The organism is Bacillus sp. HMSC036E02 (genome assembly GCF_001836235.1).
GTDB classification, from domain to species: domain Bacteria; phylum Bacillota; class Bacilli; order Bacillales; family Bacillaceae_G; genus Bacillus_A; species Bacillus_A cereus.
On the sequence record NZ_KV827869.1, the window covers coordinates 82,088 to 103,396 of the forward strand.

The window sequence follows — 21,309 nt, forward strand, 5'->3', positions numbered from 1 at the left end:
TCTCTTCCCTATTCCACACAAGTAAACTGCGTCCAAGCTCCTACATAATCTAGTAAGAATAACTCCTCTTCCGCAATTGTACCGACGATATTTTTCCGTTCATCTATCGGCATTTCTTTCAGAATGATTTGCAGTTCACCTTTATACTTACCAAATGAATTGTTTCCAATTACAACTTGCCCTCTTTCCTGCAGCACACTTTCGCGCACTGGGAAGTCATAGTCTTTGTACTTTTTACGCACTTCTGTAGAACGTACCATATATTCTGTTATGTCACCGCGCCTTACGTGTAATTCTTGCAGCGTGGCTCTCTTTTCTACTTCAGTCGCTTCGTCTACAAAGTGTACCTTTAGCTGTAACATGTAGCGATTTAAGTTTCCTAGTTTCTCTAACTCTTCCTCACTCGCATAAGCATTTCCGATAATGACATCATCGATTAGCCCTGTTGCCCATAAATGCTTCGCTTGTACTTCAATTGGTAAATTACGATGCTCTTCTAACGTACATAATCCGTCGTTAATATCCCATGGACCGATGTTTGCGGCATGTGATGTAATAAAAGCTGCACTGCGAATACCATGCTTTTTAAAGCGTTCACTACAGCGAATGAAATAATCGTACGGAAGACCAGTGAATTTTTGCGGATAAAAATTATGGCAACCAATTAAAGCTGATTTATTCGCTTGATGCGAAAGAATATTTTCTAAGTACGCAATATCGTTACTTACATTTAACTCAATTTTTAAACCGTACGGATTATTCGTCATTTTCGCTTCAGTTAACCCGTCGAAGCCTACATCTAAACGAATACCGTCTGCGCCTAACTCCGCGAAGAATGATAAATCGCTATAACTAATACCAAGCTGATCAAACACAGCCGGAGCTACATCTAAAATAACTTCCATATTGTTATCTTTTGCGTGATTGATAATCTCTTTAAATTCAGCTACAATTTCTTCTTTCGGACGATTCACAGATAACAAACAAGTAAATATTCTTGAAAAACCGTGTCGTGCCGCTGCGGAAATATAAGCCATATCTTTTTCTTTCGTTGAATGTTCTGGGTAAAGTGAAATTCCTAATTTACGCTCCATGCTTTTGCATCTCCTTCACACGTTGTATTAATGCCATGCTCGTAAATCTATATTTTGCAGATAAACACGTTGCACATAAAATTGTCGGTACAATAATTACGTACGGTGATTGCAATCCTAACATTACATATGCACCCATTGAACAACCGATAAATAAAACTGATACTAATAGTAACACTAATAAAGATTTACTTTGTACCCATTTCGAATAATGGGCAATACACTGTCCGACCACGAATGTAATTAAGATGATAATTGCTCCGAGCATTCTGTTTTCTCCTCTCCTGCTAATTGTTGTTTCTCATACATTTTGAAGAATGGATAGTAAATAACGAACGAGATAACAAAGTTAACAAGTACAAGTACACCAGCCATAATTGTCCAGTCCGTACTAATCACCGCTGCAATTGGTGCTAACATCGTAAATGGCAGTTTCGCCATCATAAGTGGAATCATACCTGAAACAACTGCGAAATATGATACTGTCGTTGTCACTAACGGTGTAATAACGAACGGAATAATTAAGATTGGGTTCATTACAATTGGTGCACCGAAAATAATTGGTTCGTTAATATTGAATAAGCCTGGCACGAATGATAATCTACCTAACTCTTTTAAGAACTTAGATTTAGAGAACATAAACATAATAACTAAAGCTAACGTTGAGCCTGATCCGCCAATCCATACGAACCATTGAATGAACTGCTCTGTAAATAAGTTTGGTAACTGATGTGCATTTCCTGTAGCCGTGAATACTTCCATATTTTCAAGAATTGCTGAATCCCACATCGGACGAATAATTGGTCCTAAAATCGCTGGTCCATGTATACCGAATGACCAGAAAAACACGATTAAGAATACTGTTAATAAACCACCGAATAAATTATTTCCTACTAATACTGATTTTAATGGTGCGATTAAATATGTAATTGTTGTATTTACATCGAATTTCAAACCGTAGCGAATGCCCCAGAATAAAAGAATAACTGCTAACGTTGGAATTAATGCTGCAAACGAATTTGAAACTGCTGGTGGTACACTATCTGGTAATTTAATCGAGATATTATGCTTAATCATAAAATGATAAATTTCTACTGCAATTAATGCTGTAACAATTGCGCCAAATAAAGACGTTGCACTTAATGTTCCTACTGAAATATATCTACCTGCATCAATAACACCTGGTACAGCTTTCGTAATTTGAATTGGTTCAACTGATGCTAGTAAAAAGGCGAGTACAGATAATAACCCTGCACTTAACTGATTGAGCTGATAAAAGTTCGCGAGCGAAGCCCCTACACCAAACGCTGCGTATAATGCCATTAGTCCTACTGTAAATCGAAATGGAATATCTAAAATATGGCGAAACGGTGCAATCCATTCCATATATGCATCAATTGGTAAATTTAAAAAGATAACGAAAAATGATCCGACGATCGTTAACGGTAATGTAGAAATAACCCCATTTCGAATTGCTAATAAATGTCGTTGTCCTGCAATCTTTTGCGTTGTTGGCATAATCTTTTGTTCCATAAAACTCATAAACCCATTCATCAATAGCCCTCCTCTTTCTCTCTACTATAAAAGAATGAAATAAACTTTATAACATTATAATGTTTATATTTAAAAAGATATAATTATGCTAAAACTAATTGTTCTGCTTGCTTAAGCACTTTCAAACCATCACACATACCATAATCTCGTTGGTCTATAATCGCAACTGGTATGTTGTATGAGTTCGCAAGAAACTCTACAGCTGGAAATAAATATTTCACTTGTGGACCGATTAAAACGACATCGGCTTCCTTTATTTCAAGTTTCACAAGTTCTGAATCAACCGCCTTAATTTTATAATTCTTCCCCTGTTTCTTTGCCTCTTCTTGCATTTTTCTTACGACCATACTCGTTGACATACCTGCTGCACAACATAATAAAATGTACATCTTATACTGTCACTTTCTCTTCTACTCGTTTATGAAGAGCAATAAATTCTTCAGCCAGTTCTTTCACTGTAATTGCATTCATTAAATGATCTTGTGCGTGCACTAACAGTAAACTAATTTCTGCATGATTTCCTCTTGCCTCTTCTTGAATTAAATCCGTTTGAATACGGTGCGCTGCTGAAATTTCCTCACTAGCAAGTTTCATCTTTTCACCGGCATTCCCGAAATCTCCTTGTCTTGCAAAAGCAATTGCTTCAAGCGCCGCGCTTCTCGCATTACCACCATGTAAAATTAACGCAAATGGAGTTTGCATATCAGCCATTTTAAATTCCCCCAAGCTATATGTTTTCTATATTTTTATCTTATTATGAAAACGCATACAATTAAACATAAAAAACTTCCGTTATGTAACGGAAGTTTTTATATACTTTTTCAAAATGATAATAAAATCTCTTGAAAATCTTCAATTACCTCGGTCTGAGTAAGTTTCTCTATCGTAGTTTGACTAGACATAATATCATATAAAAAATCATAAAGCCTTTGCAAATCTTCATTATTATTGCGCTTTACACTAAATAAAATAATTACTTGTACTTTTTTATCTCCCCAATCAACAGCCTTTTCAAGTGTGCAAAACATCAGAAAAGTTTCCTCACTTAATAACTGCATCGGATGCGGGATTGCAACTGAATTCCCAACCGCTGTCGGAGACGTATTTTCTCTTTCCATAACAGAAGCATAAAAGTTTTCTGGTACATAGCGTTTCTCAGCAGCTTTCTCACATAAAAACTGAATAACATCCTCTTTCGTAGAAGCATTATGATTTAAAAAGATTAAATCTTCCTTAATATAAGGCTGCACACTAGTATTCACATGCGTAAACAACCGCTGACCAATCGATTTAATCTCTTTATCATCAAATATTGAATTCACTTTTATAACTGGAACAGGCAAGCCACTCGGTATATGAATCGTACTAATAATACAATCTATTTTTTCTTTATAAAGATCTTCTACTTTCAATTGATAATAGCCTGTAATACCTACAATCTCTAATTTATCTCGGAACTGTGATAAAATTTTATATTTTAATAGTTGTGCACTTCCTTGACCAGTCGCACAAACTAATAAGCATCTTTTCTTTTGATTTTGCTCCTGCAAACGGCTCATCGCTCCGCCGAAGTGAATTGCAATATAACCAATTTCACTTTCAGGGATCGATTCACCCGTATATTCACCAATGATATCTCCAACGAGAACAGCAATTTCAAAAGCATACGGATAATTCTTTTTCACTTCTGCCAAAAGAGGATTTCTCGTATTTAGCTTATACTTCAAACGATTTAATAACGTTTTTAAATGAATACCAAATCCAAATAATAATTCTTCATCATAATAAAAAATAAGATTCCGTTCTTCCGCTACTTTAAAAAGAATATGTTGCATAAATGCATATATATCTTTTCCTAATAGCTCTTCTACATTTTCATAGCGATCTCTCGTTGTAACAGCAGTACTTAATAAATGCATCGTCACATATAATACTTCTTCTTCTGGAAATGAAAATTTCAACTCTTTCTCTAAATCTCCTAAAATCTGCTTCGCAATTGTATATTCTTTCTTTAGTATAAGTTCTGATTGCTCCGCATGCAGTCCTTTTATATAATGTTGACTTTGACAACGCTTTAATGCGATTGCAATATGAATGACTAAATTATCAATTTCTATATCAGATAAATATATTGTTCCGCCTTCAATATACTTTAATATAATTGAACGAATGAGTGATATATGAGGTAGCGATAAATATGTCTCCGTCTGCTCAAATTGCTCATGAAACGGAGTATGGTCATAACGCGGTAAACCATATTGTGATAAACAAGAACGAATATTAAATTCCTCTCCAACAATACGTATACCATAATACGGTCTCTTCTCAATTTGTAATTCATAGCAACCACATATATCTGTAACATCTTTCATAATTAAATTGACCGTTGATTTGCTCACATACATCTCTTCCGCTAATTCTGAAAGCTTCACATATCCCTCTGTCATTAAAACACGCTGCAGAATGTACGCTATTCTTTCTTCATAAGAAGTTGGGATCTTTTCCGTCTGTTTTTGAAATAGACTCACACAAAAGTCTTCAAATTTCTTCTTTTGTATAATTTCTAATTCGTACCCAGTCCCTCTTTGCGATTCGATTTTCGCTCCATTTTCTTCCAATATATCATTTAATAATTTTATATCCTTTTGAATCGTCTTCGTTGATACATGTAAACGGCCCGCTAAAAAAGCTCGATTTAACATCGATTTCTCTTCTAAAAATTCCTCTAAAATAGAAATTAATCGCTGATGCACCTTTGTCATAGCTCTTCCTCTCGCTCTTTATATATAAAGGGGGAAAAGCTGCTGAAATCAGTAGTTTTTCCCCTTTATATTCTCTCTATTTCTTTAATGTGAATCCGAATTTATCCCATGCTTGTAAATAGTCTAGTAAGAAAATCTCTTCTTCTACAATTCGACCAACTACATTTGTTTTTCCTGTATTCACCATATCTTTTAATGCAATTTGTAATTCGCCTTTATACTGGCCATATTGTTCATTATCAATTAATAAATCCCCACGCTTAATTTCACGCGTATTATGAGGTTTAAACTCTTCTTTTTTATATTTCACACGACTTTGTGTAGAACGAATCATATATTCAGATACATCTCCGCGATAAAAATGTGGTTCGTTTAATACGATAATTCTTTCTAGTTCTGTCGTTGTATCATATATTTCTATATCAAATGTTTGTTTCTCTTTATTTAATGCACCTAGTGCTTGTAATTCTTCTGACGCATATGCGTTTGCAATAATAACATCATCAATTAATTCCGTCGCGAATAAATGTTTCGCCTGTGTTGTCATCGGTAATTCACGATGCTGCTCTAATGTACATAACCCTTCTGTTACTGGCCACGGTCCGTATGTTGCATCAAATGATGAAATAAAAGCTGCCGTTCTCATACCGTAATCTTTAAATTGTTTCGAGCATTTAATGAAATGATCGTATGATAATCCTGAATAACGATGCGGATAAAAATTATGACAACCAATTAAATTTTCACGATTTGGTCTATGACTCATAATGTTATCTACATACTTCGTACCATTGCTCATATTAATCTCAATTTTCAAACCATACGGATTATAAGTCATAATTGATTCTTCTAATCCTGAGAAACCGACATCTAAACGAATACCGTACGCACCTAATTCATGGAAGAATGATAAATCATTATACGAAATACCTAATTGTTCAAAAACAGATGGACTAATATCGACTAATACTTGGAACCCTAATGCATTCGCATGAGAGATCGTTTCTTTAAATTCTTCTATAATTTTCTCTTTTTCTCCATCCACAGATAATAAACATGTGAACACACGTGTAAATCCATATTTACTTGCTAATGTTAAATACTCCTTATCTTTCTCTACTGTTGAATGTTCTGGATAAATAGAAATACCTAATCGTCTCATATGTACACGCCTCTTTCTTCATCATATTGTAAACCCTTTCAAATATATATAGTGAAAAAGTATATATCCCCTTCTTGTTCACTACTCTTTTAAATCCGCTTTCTTTAAAGAAAAAACAATTTCTATCATTCTTAACACCTACAAGTCTATACATCTATACTTTACATCTTTTTTTCATAGTTGTGTAGCTTTTACACAAATTTGTCAGTTTTTCATCTTAAAAATTGTTATCCGTTTTCAAGACACCTTCCTTGACTGTTGCATTGGCCAATACATATACTCGAAAGAAAAGAGAAAACTTTATATAGGGGATGAATATATGGGAGAAGCAATACTCGTAAAACGAGAACCGTTATGGACAAAAGAGTTTGTTGCTTTAATTTTTGCAAACTTATGTATGTTTTTAGGGTTTCAAATGTTAATTCCAACCTTACCTGTTTATGTGAAAGAAATTGGTGGCACAAGTTCCAATATCGGATTTGTTGTCGGCATGTTTACCGTTGCGGCACTTTTTGTTAGACCGCTAACTGGGAACGCCTTGCAAAAATTCAATAAAAAAATCATTTTAATGATCGGCACTGCTATCTGTTTACTCGCTATGGGCAGTTACCTTTTCGCCTCAACTATCTTTCTCTTGCTTGCTGTTCGTATTTTACACGGAGCTGGTTTCGGTATTACAACGACTACATATGGAACTGTCGTTTCTGATTTAATTCCCTCAGCTCGCCGCGGAGAAGGCATGGGATATTTTGGCCTTTCTGGAACAATTGCAATGGCCCTCGGTCCACTTATCGGACTATGGCTTATGCAAACATATAACTTCACAATTCTTTTTTTATGTGCATTATCGTGCACAATTGTTTCATTAATATTAACGAAACTACTTCAAATCCAAAAATCGAAACAGCCTCCACAACAATCATCTAGTACTTTTCTCGATGGATTTATTGAGCGTAAAGCTTTACTTCCTTCATTATTAATATTATGTATTACATTAATGTACGGAGGAATCGGAAGTTTTATCACTCTATTTGCTACAGAAGTCGGCATAGCTGATATTAGTCTCTTCTTTTTATGTAACGCACTAGCAATCGCTGTAACGCGTCCATTCTCTGGAAAGCTATATGATGCGAAAGGCCATACATTCGTCATCATTCCGGGAGTTATTATAACTTTTACAGGCATTATTTTATTGTCGTATACGACGACAATTCCGAGCTTAATTATTGCTGCAGCATGTTACGGAAGTGGTTTTGGAGCGATCCAACCTGCACTACAAGCATGGATGATTGACCGCGTAGCACCGCATCGACGCGGCGTAGCAACGGCTACATTCTTCTCCGCATTTGACCTTGGAATCGGCGCTGGAGCGATTATATTTGGATTTATTGCTCATTTTACAAACTATGCAACTGTATATCGTTACTCCTCTCTATTACTTATTGCTTTTCTCTTCATTTACATTACAAGCATAAGAAAACAAAAGCATGGCGATAAAAACACGGAAAAAGCTGCTGGATAATTCAGTGGCTTTTTTATCGTGTTAAAAGAATTATTTCCCCTCGTTTTGCTGTTATAAAACTACATGCATTTTCCTACATATTTTTTTAACTTTCATCAAAAAATATACGATGAACTCGCAGACGCTTTCCTTAATATTCGACTGAACAATATTATTCTAAAAAGTGTGATTTCTTTACAAAATTAAGATTTATACAAGATGAAAACCAATAAAACACAGCTGTTTCTTTAAGGGATTGTAAACTTTTCTTCTCTTTGTAAATTTAGTGTAAATTTTACTAGCAAACCGTTTACAGTGCCTCAAGGTTCAGTTAATAATTACATCGTACATGAAATTTAAGGAGTGGAATGCGTGGAATATAATGTTCAAGATATGATCTTCCAGTTCATTGGTGGATTAGGTATTTTCTTATTCGGGATTAAATACATGGGCGATGGACTGCAACAAGCAGCTGGAGATCGTCTTCGCGATATTCTAGATCGTTTTACAACAAATCCACTTATGGGTGTACTAGCAGGTATGTTAGTTACGGTATTAATCCAATCCAGTTCAGGAACAACTGCTTTAACAGTCGGACTTGTAAGTGCCGGATTTATGACATTAAGACAAGCAATCGGTGTTATTATGGGTGCAAACATCGGTACGACAGTTACTGCATTTATTATCGGAATTAAAATCGGAGAATATGCTCTCCCAGTTATGGCAATTGGAGCAATCTTACTATTCTTCTTTAAAAATAAAAAAGTACATTCTGTAGGTCAAGTTGTATTCGGTTTTGGTATGTTATTCTTCGGTTTAGAATTAATGAGCGCAGGTATGAAACCTCTTCGTTCTTTAGAATCATTCCAAGAATTAACAGTTAGCATGAGTGATAATCCAATTTTAGGAATTGTTGTTGGTACAGTCTTTACTTTAATTGTACAAAGTTCAAGTGCAACTATTGGTATTTTACAAGAACTATTCGGTCAAGGTGCAATCGATTTACAAGCAGCTCTTCCTGTATTATTCGGTGATAACATCGGTACAACAATTACAGCTGTATTAGCAGCAATCGGTACTTCTATTGCCGCAAGACGTGCAGCATTAGTTCACGTTATCTTTAATATTATCGGTACAATTATCTTTACAATTTTATTAGTACCATTTACAAGTTTAATTCAATATTTCCAAACATCATTAAACTTGAATCCAGAAATGACTATTGCATTTGCACACGGAACATTTAACGTAACAAATACAATCGTTCAATTCCCGTTCATTGCAGTGTTAGCATGGATCGTAACAAAAATTATTCGTGGTGAAGATGCAGCGATTGACTTCAAACCACAACATTTAAATCCAATCTTTATTGAACAATCTCCAGCCATCGCTTTAACTGAAGCTCAAAAAGAGATTATCCGTATGGCTGAGTTCTCATTACATGGATTAAAAGAAGCAAATCAATTTTTAAATACACAAGACAAAAAACACGCAAACATGGCTACTCAATTAGAAGGAGCTATTAACAATTTAGATAAAAAAATTACCGAGTATTTAGTTTTACTATCAGAAAAGCCACTTTCACCTACGGATTCTGAAAAACATTCTGTTTTAGCAGGTGTTGTTGGAGATATTGAACGTGTCGGTGATCATGTAGAAAACCTTGTAGAACTTGTAGATTTCCAAATTTCAAACCGTGTTTCACTATCAGATGAAGCATTAGCTGAATTAAACGAAATGCTTGAGTTAACAATTTCAACACTGCAAGACTCAGTTGAAGCTTTAACAAACTTCGATACTGAACTAGCTCAAACTGTTATTGCAAAAGAACGCAAAATCGACCAAATGGAACGTGTTCTTCGTAAACGTCACGTATTACGTCTAAACGAACGCAGCTGTTCAGGTGATGCAAGTATCATCTTCGTCGATATGGTAAGTAACTTAGAGCGCATTGGCGATCACGCTGTAAATATCGCTGACGGTGTTTTAGGCGAACAAGGAAAAATCAATTTAAAACAATCATTATAATAAGAAAGAGACGCTAACGTAAGCGTCTCTTTCTTATTATATTTTAACAACTGTTCTTCCTTTTAACTTTCCTTGCAATATAAGTGTAAACTTCTTCTCTAATTCTTCTAATGTACATTCTTCTGTATAAGACAGTAACTCTTTATTTCCCCATTCATTCGCTAAAAGCGTCCAAACATCTCTTCTCACATCTACTGGACATTGCACGGAATCTACCCCTAAAAGGCTTATGCCCCGTAAAATAAACGGATATACCGTTGTTTGTAGTTCCTGACCTGCCACATTACCGCATGTCGTTACACAACCACCATACTTTACTGTTTTTAAAGCTGTTTCTAACATACGTCCACCTACAGTATCAATAACTCCGGCGTATATCCCTTTTAACATCGGTCTTCCTGATTCATCATTCAATTCCGCGCGATGAATTACTTTTTTTGCTCCTAGACGTAGTAGCATATCTTTCTCTTCCATTTTTCCTGTCGCTCCTACTACGTTAAACCCTAACTTACTTAATATACTAACAGCTACACTCCCTACGCCGCCTGTAGCACCCGTTACTAAAACATCTCCCATATTAGGCTTGATTCCTGCTCCAATAAGCTTATATACCGACAAAGCCGCAGTAAAACCTGCTGTCCCATACATCATACTTTCCCTTAATGACATTCCTTCTGGTAAAGGCACGACCCAAGATGATGGCACGCGAATATATTCTCCGAAACCACCAGAGGTATTCATACCTAAGTCATATCCCGTTACAATAACTTGATCTCCTACCTTAAAAGAGTTATCTTCACTACTCACAACTTCTCCTGCAGCATCAATTCCCGGCGTATGAGGATATGTTCTCGTAACACCTTTATTACCAGTAGCTGAAAGAGCATCTTTATAATTTAATGAAGAATAATGAACTTGTATGATTACGTCTCCCTCAGGTAAACTACTTACTTCTCTCTCAACAACTTTACTTACAAACTGATGATTTTCCGTTTCATTCACAACGATTGCTCGGAATAATGTATGATTCATTATGCTCTCTCCTTTATCCGTCAAATTCTTCCTTATTATATAGAAAAAATAAGTAAGCTTACTCATTTCTTCTTGGCTATATTTCAACAAATCTTACTTCCCTATCACTTTCTCATAATATATATTTTCATTTCTACTAAAAGCCCTTATACTTATTCTACATCTGACAAATAATATATAGAAAATCTGACTTTTTATAAATATATTGAATTTTTACGAAATGTAAATGTTTTGTAATGTTTTTTTTCGCTAAATTTCATTATAATAAGTGGATATGAGTGTCGTATTTCAATCCAAATGAAGGAGTACAGGAAATGGAGCAAAACCCATCTTTGCAAGAAAATACACGCAATAAACCGAAAAAAAATAAGAAAAAAATAAAAATTATTATAAGCGCTATACTATTCGTTTTATTAATAGGCGGCGGTTATACTTGGTTTTTAGTAAATAAAGCATCTTCTGCTGTTCGAAATGCCGCACACGATTTAGCACGCGGTGATAAATCTGATTTACGTGATAAGGCTGTAAAACCTATTACAAACAATGTCTCTGTTTTAATAATGGGTGTCGATGAAAGCGATGTCCGTGGAAAAGAATATGGTGAAGCTATAAGAACAGACGCGCTTTTACTTGCAACATTTAATAAAGATAGCAAAACTGTTAAACTATTAAGTATCCCACGTGACACATATACTTATATTCCAATAGAAAAGAAAAAAGATAAAATTACACACGCTCATGCATTCGGTTCTGCTAAAAACGGAAAAAATGGTGGACCACAAGCAAGCATTGATGCAGTTGAAAAATTAATGAATGTTCCTGTCGATTATTTTGTAAAATTCAACTTTAAATCATTTATAAAAATCGTCGATGACTTGGGCGGTGTTGAAGTTGATGTACCAGTTGAATTTACTGAGCAAGATAGCAATGATAATGCAGAGGCAATTCACCTAGAAAAAGGTGTTCAAAAGTTAAATGGCGAAGAAGCTCTTGCTCTTGCTAGAACAAGACACATCGATAGTGATGCAATGCGTGGACAACGTCAACAACTCGTTATCGAAGCTATTTTAAAGAAACTAACAAGTGTTGGTTCTGTAACAAAAGTTGGCAACATCATTGATGATATTAACGGACAATTCGTTACAAACTTAACATTTGATGATATGCTTTCATTCTATAAATATGGATCGGATTCGGAAATTGAGAAATTACAAATCCAAGGTGATGATTGCTATATGGCAAAAGGTGACGATACTTGTAGCAAATCTGCTGGTGGTGGTCGAACTTACTACTACAATCCAGATAAAAAAGAATTAGCTAATGTTACAAATGAACTTCGTACTCATCTTGGGCTACCTGCATATACAAAGTCTGACTCAAACTCTGATTCGAAAAAGACAAAAGAATCTAAGTCTGAAAATTCAAGTGAACGCGAATCAAATAACAATGAAGTGAAAAATAAGAACAAAAATAGCAGTGAAGATACAGAAACATCGTCTAATGACAATGAATAATATAGAAGCGGTTCTCTATGGAGGTAGAGAACCGCTTCTTTTTATTCTTCCAAATATAAAAATCAGAACTTTCTAACTATCTTTTTTAATATTTTTAAATTATAATAAATAGTAGCAATCTATTCCAATTATCAGGGGGCTCATACATATGAAAGCTGCAGTAAAACATAACATCTCAGATTTTAAAGACTACTTAAAATCTAACGATATATACATGGAAGAAAATATAGATGAAAATGATGGCTCTGTTCATTTTTCAGTAGGATTAGAGACTGAAGCTGGCGCAAAGATTCAACTTATCGCTGCTTTCCAAAACGAACATCCTACGGTGGATATATACTGCTTCAATGTTGCTCACGTGCCTGATGCAACATCAACAAATGATATTTTACATGTCATCAATGAATTAAATACATCTTATCGCTTTGCAAAATTCACATTAAATAAGCAAAATGCAATTGATATTTCAACATCTCTTGCATTCTCAGAACCAAACTTTAATCCAGCACTTGTCTTTGAACATACGAGAATGCTATATAAATTAGCAAATGACGAATATAAAAACTTAATGAAAGTTATTTGGGCATAAAGTAAAACTATAATCCGTTAGGTTTACGGGCAATAAATAAAAGGATGGGCTGTAAGCAGCACCATCCTTTTATTTTGATATCATATCGATCCACATTTTAACAGCAGTGCCTACAATTAAAGTGGACAATACATATTGCAGTACTTTTTGATTTAGCCTCTTCCCGACTCGTGCTCCAAGTGGCGCAGCAAATATACTGGCAACCGCAATAATTAGAGCTGGAATGATAACTACTTGCCCAGTAACCATTTTTCCTGTAGTAATCCCTATTGAGGAAATAAACGTAATAGCGATAGATGTTGCGATCGTCATGCGCAGTGGTAATTTTAAAATAACTAGCATAATGGGAACTAAAAGGAACGAACCTCCAGCTCCTATAATGCCTGAAGCTCCCCCTACAACGAACGCTAACAAGCTTGCTAACCATTTATTATACTTCACATCTCCACTATTATTTTGTTTCGGTACAAACATCATAATAGCTGCAATTGTAGCTAATGCTGCATAAACAACATTGACTGTATGTTCCTCTAATATGTTAGCACCGAAACTCCCTATGAAGCTTCCTATTAATATACTAGCTCCCATATACATAACTAACGTTTTATTCATGTCATTACTTTTCCGGTATGCCCAAGCGCCTGCAAAAGTTGCAAAGAATACTTGTACCGCTGTAATACCGCTCACTTCATGTGATGTATATCCAGAAAACCCCAGCAATACCGGAATGTATAAGATCATCGGATAATTAATAATCGCACCGCCAATTCCAACCATTCCTGATATAAACGATCCTATAAATCCAATTATAAAAAGTAATACGACTAAGCTCATCTTACATCCCCTCCCTTCTAGAAAGAAGATGAATTAAATGAATAAGTTTACATTCCCATCCGAAGCATCTGCTAAATAAGCTCCTACTCCTGCAAACTCTACCCCTTCCATAATCTCTTCCTCTTTTAACCCTAATAAATCTACTGTCATTTGACAAGCGACAAGTTTAATCCCCTGTTCTTTCGCCAAATCGATTAAATCTGGTAAAGGCATCGCATTATGTTTTTTCATAATACCTTTAATCATCTTTGGTCCCATACCTGCAAAATTCATTTTTGATAATCCCATCTTATCCGCACCGCGTGGCATCATTTTTCCAAACACTTTTTCTATAAAAGTTTTCTTTACCTTCACATGCTCATCTTTCCTTAAAGCATTTAATCCCCAAAAAGTATGAAAAATAGTTACCTCTTGATCATACGCCGCTGCACCATTTGCAATAATATAAGCAGCCATTGCTTTATCATAATCTCCGCTAAATAAAACGATTGTTGTTTTCTTCTGTTGTTCCATGTTGTTCTCCCTCCGATTACCTATAGGGGTATTTTATCATTTATAAAAAGGCTCAAATCATGTATCTCTGTACTATACGACTTTACCTTCCCATGCTAACATACCACCTACCATATTAATTGCTTGAAAACCGTAGCTCTCTAAAAACTGAACTGCTCGTGCACTTCTTCCGCCAGAACGACAAACGATAATATACTCTTTCTTTTTATCCAACTCATGCATACGAAACTCTAATAGTCCTAGTGGAATATTACACGCTTCTGGAATTTTCCCTTCGGCTACTTCTTCTACTTCACGTACGTCCACGATATTTACTGCTTCTTTACGTAACAATTTTTCTTCCAATTCTTTTACTGTCATTTCTTTCATTTTAAATCCCCTCCTCACAAACCATTCATACCGCCTGAAACATTGATAACGTGCTGAAATCCTAATTTCTTTAATACCTTTGCTGCTTGCTTACTTCTCATTCCACTTTGGCAAATAACGATTACTTCCTTATTCTTATCTAATTGATTCGCCTTACTTGCTAGATCATTTAGGGGGATATTTTGAAATCCTTTCATATGATTTCCTCTATATTCACCAACTGTACGAACATCGATAAGTTGTTTCCCCTTTTTTTCCACTATATTCTTTAATTCTTTTCCACTGATGTTTTGAACACCTTTCACTGGTAAAAATCGTGAGATAACAAACCATGCAACAAGTACAATGAAAAGCGTACTTAATATTGTGTTCATATAACCAACCTCTCTGCATTTATAACAATATTTTTTCCTACGCCTTCTTAATCCAAAACTTCAGCACATCAGCTTCTTCTACATGCTTTACGATGTCATGACCACTTTTATTTGCCCACGCTGGAATATCCTTAACTGACCCTTTATCCGTTACATGTATTTCTAACACTTCTCCAGTTTGTAGAGCATCCATTGCTCTCTTTGTTCTTACAATCGGCATTGGACATGCTAAACCTTTCGCATCTAACACTTGTTTTATATTCATCATCAATTCCTCCATTTTTTATTTATTTCATTATTCGTGCACTGCACAACGATTTGGACCAATCTCCATTTCACGCTCTTTATCCACACTTGGGTGAATTTTACCCATATTGGTTTGACGAATTTCTTCATATGCATTTGGCTGAGGTGGTAAGTTTTCTGTTACAACTTTACGGAACTCTCCCTCATCCTCAATATTTAATCCTGCATTATGCTCAAATAAATCTTTTAATTTTGCACTAACGATACCACTTTCGTTCATTTCACTTATTTTTGAATAATGAGCCGGTAACACAACTAAATTTTGAGATAGCTCTTTATATCGGCTATACAAAGTATTACGTAAATCACTCACCCAATCTTCAGCCTTACCAGCAAGATCAGGACGCCCAATTGAATCTACAAATAAAATATCGCCTGATAATAAATAAGAATCATCTACAATGAATGACGTACTTCCAATCGTATGCCCTGGTGAGTATAATGCGTCAATTACAATTTTAGTACCCCCCACCGTAATAACAGATCCTTCAACAAGCGGTTCGTATGAGAAAACAACTTCCTCTGCATCTTTTGGTGGTAACCAATACGTACCACCTACCTTTTCTGCTAACTTACGTCCTCCGGAAATATGGTCTGCATGTAAATGTGTATCCATTACATTCGTAATCGTAACGCCATGCTCTTTCGCAAACTCTTCGTACGCTTCAACTGTTCTTACTGCATCAATAACTGCTGCTTCACCGTTTGAAATAACCATATATGATAAGCAACCTTTTCCAAGACGGTTAAACTGATACATACTTCCGCCATCTTTTAAATCTCCCACTTTTATAGGCTTTACATATTCACTCCAAGCCTTCATACCACCAGATAAATAGTAAATATTTTCTAATCCAGCCTCTGTTAATTGCTCTGCCACAAATATAGAAGACCCTTCTTTTGCACATACTACTAAAACATCTTTATCTTTAGGTAGTTCACTGACAATATGATCTACACCATCTAACAAGTCAAAATAAGGTTTATTAATAGAAGAAACTTGTTTCCCTTCAATTTTCCAATCTTCATAATCCGCCTCATTACGAACATCTAAAATGAATAACTCTCCGAATAACACTTTCTCTGCCACATCTTTTGCTTGTAACGGTTTAACACTCACTCTATTACCCCCATAGGTATATTTTTATTCAAAAAATTTATTTCTCTATATTCCCTTGCCACTCTAACATACCTGGAATGACATTTTTCACATTTGAATAACCTTTCTCTTTCAACATTTGGCAAGCTATATCACTGCGATTACCAGTTCGGCAAATAACATAAATTTGCTTCGTCTTATCTAATACTGCGCTGTCTAATTCACCTAATGGTACCGAAATGGCGGATGGAATATGACCAAAAGCAAATTCCGCTGCTTCGCGAACATCTAATACAATGCTCTCTTCTCCATGAGACAATATAGACTGTAATTCTGCATTCGTAATTGTATGTGGATATTTCACAATTTCATTCACTTCATGCTCGTTTGCTTTCCTAACATAATGCACCAATACATTATCCTCGTGTTTCGTCCCGATATATTGATGTCCTACTTTACCCGCCCAACTTTTTATATCTACCGTAGATCCTTTATCTGTTGCCTGAACTTCAATTACTTGCCCTGGTGCTAATCCTTCTATCGCCTTCTTCGTTTTCACAATCGGCATCGGACAAGCCAACCCTTTACAATCTAAACTCATATCCACTTTTATACTCATAATTGATTCCTCCACAACTTATATACATATACCTATAGGGGTATATTAAAATGTTTTTGAAAATCTGTCAACAATTATGTCTGACAGATTATCGGCTTTTTACAAGTAATTGAACAGCTTCTTTAATTAACTCTTCATTTGAAGCATTACCGCTTTCAAACTGCTCACGCAAACATTGCTCTAAATTTGTCCCAACAACAAGTCCAATTGTACGATCAAGTGCAGAACGAGATGCCGTTAACTGTGTAATAACCTCTCGGCAATCTTTTCCTTCTTCCATCATACGAAGTACACCACGAACTTGACCTTCAATACGTTTCAATCTATTTTTCATATCTTGATTATATTCCATTCTATAATCACCTCATTACCATTATGTCACTATTTATAACCTATGACAATATATTATACCCTATAGGGTATTTTGTAAACCCCTATTTTTAATATTTATCTTATATGTTCACAAAACAAGAAGTGAAACCTTACTATATAGGCTTTCATCTTCCACCAAATTTTGAAGTGGAAGATGAAAAAATATTAATATACAACACGTTCTGGTACTACTGTTCCGTATAATTTAAAGCCACCATCTAAGTTCTTTACCTTATATCCTTTTTCCATTAACATGCGCGCTGCAACATACCCTCTCATACCAAGTTGGCAAGTGATATATATTTCTTTGTCCATTGGCACTTCATCCAATCGATCACGTAATTCATCTAACGGAATATTAATAGAGTCTTTAATCATTCCCTGTTTTAGTTCATTAGGCTCTCGAACATCAATAAGATATCCACCATTTTTAACAATGTGATCTATTTCATGCCATTGCACTGTGTCCACAAAACCATCTACTATATTACTTGCCGCATACCCCACCATGTTTACTGGGTCTTTTGCAGAAGAATAGGGCGGGGCATATGATAATTCTAAATCCGGCAAATCGATTACAGTTAAGTTTGCCTTCATTGCCGTTGCAATAACATCAATACGCTTATCTACACCATCACGCCCTAACGCCTGCGCTCCATAAATTTTTCCGCTTTCTTTATTAAAAATTAATTTTATTAGCACAGGCGTAGCATTCGGATAATATCCCGCATGAGAATTTGCCTGTACATGTACTACCTCATAGGGTATATTTAGTCGTTTTAATATTTTCTCATTCACTCCAGTCGAAGCAACTGTTAAATCAAAAACTTTAGCCACAGAAGTTCCCATCGTACCTTTATATAAAGAATCCGTATGACCATGAATAATATCTGCTAACATGCGACCTTGACGATTAGCTGGCCACGCTAAAGGAATCATCGTTTCTATTTCTGTAACAAAATCTTTCACTTCAATCGCATCACCAATTGCATATACATATGGGTCAGATGTTTGAAATTTCTCATTTACCTTTATCGTTCCTCTAACTCCCAATGCTAATCCTGCCTCTTTCGCTAAACTACTCTCTGGTTGTACACCAATTGCTAAAATAATCATATCTGTTTTTATAACTGAGCCACTTTTTAAACGTACAATAGCCCCGTCTTCTTCTAACGCATCTACACCATCTTCTAAAACAAGCTCAACATTGTGATTTCTCATATGTTCATGTACGTATGCTGCTATTTCATAATCGATTGGTGGCATTACTTGATTCGCCATCTCTACAAGAGTAACATCAATCCCGCGTTCTCTTAAATTCTCAACCATTTCCACTCCAATAAATCCTCCACCAATAACCGTCGCATGACGTGGTTTCTTCTCATCAATATACGCTTTTATACGATCTGTATCAGGTACATTTCGTAACGTAAACAACGCCTTCGCTTCTTCAATGCCCGGAATAGGTGGAACAATTGGTTTCGCCCCTGGTGAAAGAATCAAAACATCATATTCCTCGTTATATGTTTCATCTGTAGTTACATTCTTTATCGTAATTGTTTTCTCTTCTTTATTAATCTTTACAACTTCACTCAATACACGTATCTCTAAATTAAAACGTTTTGACATCCTTTCAACAGTTTGTACTAATAACTTTTGTCTTTCTGTAATGACACCGCCAATATAATATGGCAATCCACAGTTTGCGAACGAAATGTATTCACCGCGTTCAACCATAATAATTTCATCTTCCTCACTTAAACGACGAAGCCTTGCAGCTACTGATGCCCCGCCAGCAACTCCGCCTACTACAACAATTTTTCTAGACATATTTCAAACCTCCATGTTATTTATTATTTAATTTCCTCATGCATTAAACAAAAACCTATACCTGTACGGGTATATGATAGAGTATAAAAAATTTAATTTCAATCAATATGTCTTTCTTTCACAAATTTGAAACAAATAAAAAAGAACTTAGATACCTCCAAGTTCTTTTGCGTATAGTTCTATAACTTTCTGCACGATTAAACCAATGTATAAATACGTGTTTTGAAAATTTAAATACACCTGTATTTAAATTTTCAAAATCAATAGCTTCTTCACATAAGGTTAAATCCATTCCACGTAAAATTCTTTAATGCCACAACCTGAGAAAACGAATCCCAATGGACTCTTTTTCTACAATGATATATTTATTTTTTTCGTTGCATCTCTATCATTAATCATAACCATCTGCGTCTCGTTATTTGGCAAAAATACGATATATTTTCCCGTTCTCACATTCCTCCAAATAACTTTTCCTTCTTCGTCTGTTTTCCCTATTGAGATCCCAATTTCTTTACTGGGTTCAGGTGATTCGTCTTTCATAAGTATAATTTCAAAATCTTTTATTGGCTGTTTTTCTTTATTTTTCACGTGAAAAGTTACAGAATTAACAACCTTACTAAACTTCTTTTCATTATTTACTATATAACTAGTCATTACGATTATGACCAATACACAAAATAAAATCCATAAAAGCTTATTATATTTATTCAGACCATTTTTTAAGATTATTAAAAACATCGTCTGTCACCCGGTTTCCAGAATTCCAAGAATTACTTCCTACTGTATGGGTAGCTATTATTGTTACACCCGTACGAGAATAGTCATGATATACAGGTGCTCCACTTTGACATCCATAAGTGTCCATCCTATATGTTAAAATTCTAGGACTAGTGCCTTCAATTGGTCCATAATCTGTCCACATAGTATATTTTTCATTTCCTACTTTATCACACGGATACCCTGGAACTACTGCGAGTAACCCCTTTGGAGACTCTACATTAGTAGTTCTATATCCTAACCAACCTGTATAATCTCCAGGAGATCCATTTAATTTAATGGCTCCATAATCAAATTCTGAATCTCCATCATCAGTCCATCCACTTACTGAATAAAGCTTTGTCCAACTATAAGGCAAATACGGTGCTTGATCTCCATTTCTACCAGGAGTCACAATAACATTTTTTGCCCATCCACCAAGCTTTTTATTGTAAACACAGTGCCCAGCTGTAAATACTGTATCTTTACTAATTAGCGCTCCTGTACACCCATAAACCTCTTGTCCATTAAATTGAATTACTAAGTGTACTATAGCCCTATAAGGATACAAAGTTGTATTAGTAACTCTAATTCGATCATCTCTTCCTATTACAGAATGTGTAAGGATATTAGATGGATAATTAAAATTACTGTCTCTTAATAAGTATCCCCAATCTTCCCCACCATGTTTACGCCCTTCAAATGAAGGTGAAACAAGATCTTCTCCCCTTCGATCATTACTATACAAAGATTGTTCTTGAAAAAGTACACGTTCTCCCTCATTTGAAACTGATGTCCACGGTACATCTTCTGCATACACCTTCTGATTCACCAAAAATACTGTACAAAAAAAGATAAAAAGAACACCAAAACTATAAAGAGCCAACCTACATCTTATAGAAATAAAGCTATCCAACATAACTTACCTCCTATACAAATGATAGCGAACAATTGAAGATCCCTTTATAAATTCTAGTTTTTCTTTTTTTAGAAGTCAATGT

23 protein-coding genes are annotated in these 21,309 nt (G+C 35.2%); 4 read left to right on the forward strand and 19 right to left on the reverse strand.

What is annotated here, in order from left to right:
* Nucleotides 1-8: 8 nt before the first annotated feature.
* From HMPREF2590_RS24685 to HMPREF2590_RS24715, 7 genes are all read right to left on the reverse strand, one after another.
* Complete coding sequence (locus tag HMPREF2590_RS24685) at nt 9-1,094, reverse strand: DUF871 domain-containing protein (RefSeq protein WP_044584158.1); 1,086 nt, start codon at nt 1,092-1,094, stop codon at nt 9-11.
* Nucleotides 1,084-1,362 carry a hypothetical protein gene (locus tag HMPREF2590_RS24690; protein ID WP_000900048.1) on the reverse strand — a complete coding sequence of 93 codons (279 nt, stop codon included), beginning with the start codon at nt 1,360-1,362 and terminating at the stop codon, nt 1,084-1,086. The genes HMPREF2590_RS24685 and HMPREF2590_RS24690 overlap by 11 nt, the downstream gene beginning before the upstream one ends.
* Nucleotides 1,338-2,648, reverse strand: a complete 1,311-nt coding sequence (locus HMPREF2590_RS24695; protein WP_001013053.1) for a PTS sugar transporter subunit IIC — start codon at nt 2,646-2,648, stop codon at nt 1,338-1,340. The genes HMPREF2590_RS24690 and HMPREF2590_RS24695 overlap by 25 nt, the downstream gene beginning before the upstream one ends.
* 83 nt (nt 2,649-2,731) lie before the next feature.
* Nucleotides 2,732-3,037, reverse strand: a complete 306-nt coding sequence (locus HMPREF2590_RS24700) for a PTS sugar transporter subunit IIB (protein ID WP_000275642.1) — start codon at nt 3,035-3,037, stop codon at nt 2,732-2,734.
* 1 nt (nt 3,038) lies between these two features.
* A complete protein-coding gene (locus HMPREF2590_RS24705) occupies nt 3,039-3,359 on the reverse strand; it encodes a PTS lactose/cellobiose transporter subunit IIA (RefSeq protein ID WP_000774631.1) in 321 nt (106 codons plus the stop codon).
* 110 nt (nt 3,360-3,469) lie between these two features.
* Nucleotides 3,470-5,410, reverse strand: coding sequence for a BglG family transcription antiterminator (locus HMPREF2590_RS24710; protein WP_000169793.1), 1,941 nt, complete (start codon nt 5,408-5,410; stop codon nt 3,470-3,472).
* Between the two features lie 76 nt (nt 5,411-5,486).
* Nucleotides 5,487-6,572: a DUF871 domain-containing protein gene (locus HMPREF2590_RS24715; protein WP_050821658.1), complete on the reverse strand. Its 1,086-nt coding sequence runs from the start codon at nt 6,570-6,572 to the stop codon at nt 5,487-5,489.
* A 319-nt stretch (nt 6,573-6,891) separates the two neighbouring features.
* Here HMPREF2590_RS24715 and HMPREF2590_RS24720 point away from each other — a divergent pair, with 319 nt between their 5' ends.
* Nucleotides 6,892-8,094 carry an MFS transporter gene (locus HMPREF2590_RS24720; RefSeq protein WP_000503237.1) on the forward strand — a complete coding sequence of 401 codons (1,203 nt, stop codon included), beginning with the start codon at nt 6,892-6,894 and terminating at the stop codon, nt 8,092-8,094.
* 351 nt (nt 8,095-8,445) lie between these two features.
* Entirely contained in the window at nt 8,446-10,101 is a 1,656-nt protein-coding gene (locus tag HMPREF2590_RS24725; RefSeq protein WP_050821656.1) for a Na/Pi cotransporter family protein, read from the forward strand.
* A 36-nt stretch (nt 10,102-10,137) separates the two neighbouring features.
* On the opposite strand, the gene HMPREF2590_RS24730 is transcribed toward HMPREF2590_RS24725, so the two are convergent.
* Nucleotides 10,138-11,133 (reverse strand): YhdH/YhfP family quinone oxidoreductase, encoded by a 996-nt coding sequence (locus HMPREF2590_RS24730; RefSeq protein ID WP_050821654.1) that lies wholly within the window; start codon nt 11,131-11,133, stop codon nt 10,138-10,140.
* Nucleotides 11,134-11,447: 314 nt separating this feature from the next.
* On the opposite strand from HMPREF2590_RS24730, the gene HMPREF2590_RS24735 reads away from it, so the two are divergent.
* Together HMPREF2590_RS24735 and HMPREF2590_RS24740 are read left to right on the forward strand one after the other, a co-directional pair.
* The gene (locus HMPREF2590_RS24735) at nt 11,448-12,647 is read left to right on the forward strand and encodes an LCP family protein (RefSeq protein ID WP_000437392.1); all 1,200 of its coding nucleotides are present in this window, start codon (nt 11,448-11,450) and stop codon (nt 12,645-12,647) included.
* Nucleotides 12,648-12,795: 148 nt separating this feature from the next.
* A complete protein-coding gene (locus HMPREF2590_RS24740; RefSeq protein ID WP_000642362.1) occupies nt 12,796-13,236 on the forward strand; it encodes a hypothetical protein in 441 nt (146 codons plus the stop codon).
* Between the two features lie 69 nt (nt 13,237-13,305).
* Here HMPREF2590_RS24740 and HMPREF2590_RS24745 read toward each other — a convergent pair whose 3' ends face one another.
* The 11 genes from HMPREF2590_RS24745 to HMPREF2590_RS24795 form a co-directional block, all read right to left on the reverse strand.
* Nucleotides 13,306-14,070: a sulfite exporter TauE/SafE family protein gene (locus HMPREF2590_RS24745; protein ID WP_000060715.1), complete on the reverse strand. Its 765-nt coding sequence runs from the start codon at nt 14,068-14,070 to the stop codon at nt 13,306-13,308.
* A gap of 33 nt (nt 14,071-14,103) precedes the next feature.
* Complete coding sequence (locus tag HMPREF2590_RS24750; protein ID WP_000437728.1) at nt 14,104-14,583, reverse strand: DsrE/DsrF/DrsH-like family protein; 480 nt, start codon at nt 14,581-14,583, stop codon at nt 14,104-14,106.
* Nucleotides 14,584-14,655: 72 nt separating this feature from the next.
* A complete protein-coding gene (locus tag HMPREF2590_RS24755) occupies nt 14,656-14,952 on the reverse strand; it encodes a rhodanese-like domain-containing protein (RefSeq protein WP_000661816.1) in 297 nt (98 codons plus the stop codon).
* A 14-nt stretch (nt 14,953-14,966) separates the two neighbouring features.
* Nucleotides 14,967-15,326: a rhodanese-like domain-containing protein gene (locus tag HMPREF2590_RS24760; RefSeq protein ID WP_050821652.1), complete on the reverse strand. Its 360-nt coding sequence runs from the start codon at nt 15,324-15,326 to the stop codon at nt 14,967-14,969.
* Nucleotides 15,327-15,363: 37 nt separating this feature from the next.
* Nucleotides 15,364-15,594, reverse strand: coding sequence for a sulfurtransferase TusA family protein (locus HMPREF2590_RS24765; RefSeq protein ID WP_050821650.1), 231 nt, complete (start codon nt 15,592-15,594; stop codon nt 15,364-15,366).
* Between the two features lie 27 nt (nt 15,595-15,621).
* Nucleotides 15,622-16,752: an MBL fold metallo-hydrolase gene (locus HMPREF2590_RS24770; protein ID WP_000114053.1), complete on the reverse strand. Its 1,131-nt coding sequence runs from the start codon at nt 16,750-16,752 to the stop codon at nt 15,622-15,624.
* Nucleotides 16,753-16,789: 37 nt separating this feature from the next.
* Nucleotides 16,790-17,350: a sulfurtransferase TusA family protein gene (locus tag HMPREF2590_RS24775; RefSeq protein ID WP_050821648.1), complete on the reverse strand. Its 561-nt coding sequence runs from the start codon at nt 17,348-17,350 to the stop codon at nt 16,790-16,792.
* 88 nt (nt 17,351-17,438) lie between these two features.
* Nucleotides 17,439-17,702 (reverse strand): metal-sensitive transcriptional regulator, encoded by a 264-nt coding sequence (locus tag HMPREF2590_RS24780; protein ID WP_000456205.1) that lies wholly within the window; start codon nt 17,700-17,702, stop codon nt 17,439-17,441.
* 185 nt (nt 17,703-17,887) lie between these two features.
* The gene (gene cdr / locus HMPREF2590_RS24785) at nt 17,888-19,552 is read right to left on the reverse strand and encodes a CoA-disulfide reductase (RefSeq protein ID WP_050821646.1); all 1,665 of its coding nucleotides are present in this window, start codon (nt 19,550-19,552) and stop codon (nt 17,888-17,890) included.
* 351 nt (nt 19,553-19,903) lie between these two features.
* Nucleotides 19,904-20,290, reverse strand: a complete 387-nt coding sequence (locus tag HMPREF2590_RS24790) for a YbfJ family protein (RefSeq protein ID WP_000478588.1) — start codon at nt 20,288-20,290, stop codon at nt 19,904-19,906.
* Complete coding sequence (locus HMPREF2590_RS24795; RefSeq protein ID WP_000887282.1) at nt 20,256-21,227, reverse strand: trypsin-like serine peptidase; 972 nt, start codon at nt 21,225-21,227, stop codon at nt 20,256-20,258. The genes HMPREF2590_RS24790 and HMPREF2590_RS24795 overlap by 35 nt, the downstream gene beginning before the upstream one ends.
* Nucleotides 21,228-21,309: the final 82 nt, after the last annotated feature.

Excerpts from the sequence above, each read along its gene's own strand:
- HMPREF2590_RS24685 (WP_044584158.1), bottom strand. The coding sequence starts at position 1,094 with ATGGAGCGTAAATTAGGAATTTCACTTTACCCAGAACATTCAACGAAA.
- HMPREF2590_RS24690 (WP_000900048.1), bottom strand. The coding sequence starts at position 1,362 with ATGCTCGGAGCAATTATCATCTTAATTACATTCGTGGTCGGACAGTGT.
- HMPREF2590_RS24695 (WP_001013053.1), bottom strand. The coding sequence starts at position 2,648 with ATGAATGGGTTTATGAGTTTTATGGAACAAAAGATTATGCCAACAACG.
- HMPREF2590_RS24700 (WP_000275642.1), bottom strand. The coding sequence starts at position 3,037 with ATGTACATTTTATTATGTTGTGCAGCAGGTATGTCAACGAGTATGGTC.
- HMPREF2590_RS24705 (WP_000774631.1), bottom strand. The coding sequence starts at position 3,359 with ATGGCTGATATGCAAACTCCATTTGCGTTAATTTTACATGGTGGTAAT.
- HMPREF2590_RS24710 (WP_000169793.1), bottom strand. The coding sequence starts at position 5,410 with ATGACAAAGGTGCATCAGCGATTAATTTCTATTTTAGAGGAATTTTTA.
- HMPREF2590_RS24715 (WP_050821658.1), bottom strand. The coding sequence starts at position 6,572 with ATGAGACGATTAGGTATTTCTATTTATCCAGAACATTCAACAGTAGAG.
- HMPREF2590_RS24720 (WP_000503237.1), top strand. The coding sequence starts at position 6,892 with ATGGGAGAAGCAATACTCGTAAAACGAGAACCGTTATGGACAAAAGAG.
- HMPREF2590_RS24730 (WP_050821654.1), bottom strand. The coding sequence starts at position 11,133 with ATGAATCATACATTATTCCGAGCAATCGTTGTGAATGAAACGGAAAAT.
- HMPREF2590_RS24735 (WP_000437392.1), top strand. The coding sequence starts at position 11,448 with ATGGAGCAAAACCCATCTTTGCAAGAAAATACACGCAATAAACCGAAA.
- HMPREF2590_RS24740 (WP_000642362.1), top strand. The coding sequence starts at position 12,796 with ATGAAAGCTGCAGTAAAACATAACATCTCAGATTTTAAAGACTACTTA.
- HMPREF2590_RS24745 (WP_000060715.1), bottom strand. The coding sequence starts at position 14,070 with ATGAGCTTAGTCGTATTACTTTTTATAATTGGATTTATAGGATCGTTT.
- HMPREF2590_RS24750 (WP_000437728.1), bottom strand. The coding sequence starts at position 14,583 with ATGGAACAACAGAAGAAAACAACAATCGTTTTATTTAGCGGAGATTAT.
- HMPREF2590_RS24755 (WP_000661816.1), bottom strand. The coding sequence starts at position 14,952 with ATGAAAGAAATGACAGTAAAAGAATTGGAAGAAAAATTGTTACGTAAA.
- HMPREF2590_RS24760 (WP_050821652.1), bottom strand. The coding sequence starts at position 15,326 with ATGAACACAATATTAAGTACGCTTTTCATTGTACTTGTTGCATGGTTT.
- HMPREF2590_RS24765 (WP_050821650.1), bottom strand. The coding sequence starts at position 15,594 with ATGATGAATATAAAACAAGTGTTAGATGCGAAAGGTTTAGCATGTCCA.
- HMPREF2590_RS24775 (WP_050821648.1), bottom strand. The coding sequence starts at position 17,350 with ATGAGTATAAAAGTGGATATGAGTTTAGATTGTAAAGGGTTGGCTTGT.
- HMPREF2590_RS24780 (WP_000456205.1), bottom strand. The coding sequence starts at position 17,702 with ATGGAATATAATCAAGATATGAAAAATAGATTGAAACGTATTGAAGGT.
- cdr (WP_050821646.1), bottom strand. The coding sequence starts at position 19,552 with ATGTCTAGAAAAATTGTTGTAGTAGGCGGAGTTGCTGGCGGGGCATCA.
- HMPREF2590_RS24790 (WP_000478588.1), bottom strand. The coding sequence starts at position 20,290 with ATGTTTTTAATAATCTTAAAAAATGGTCTGAATAAATATAATAAGCTT.
- HMPREF2590_RS24795 (WP_000887282.1), bottom strand. The coding sequence starts at position 21,227 with ATGTTGGATAGCTTTATTTCTATAAGATGTAGGTTGGCTCTTTATAGT.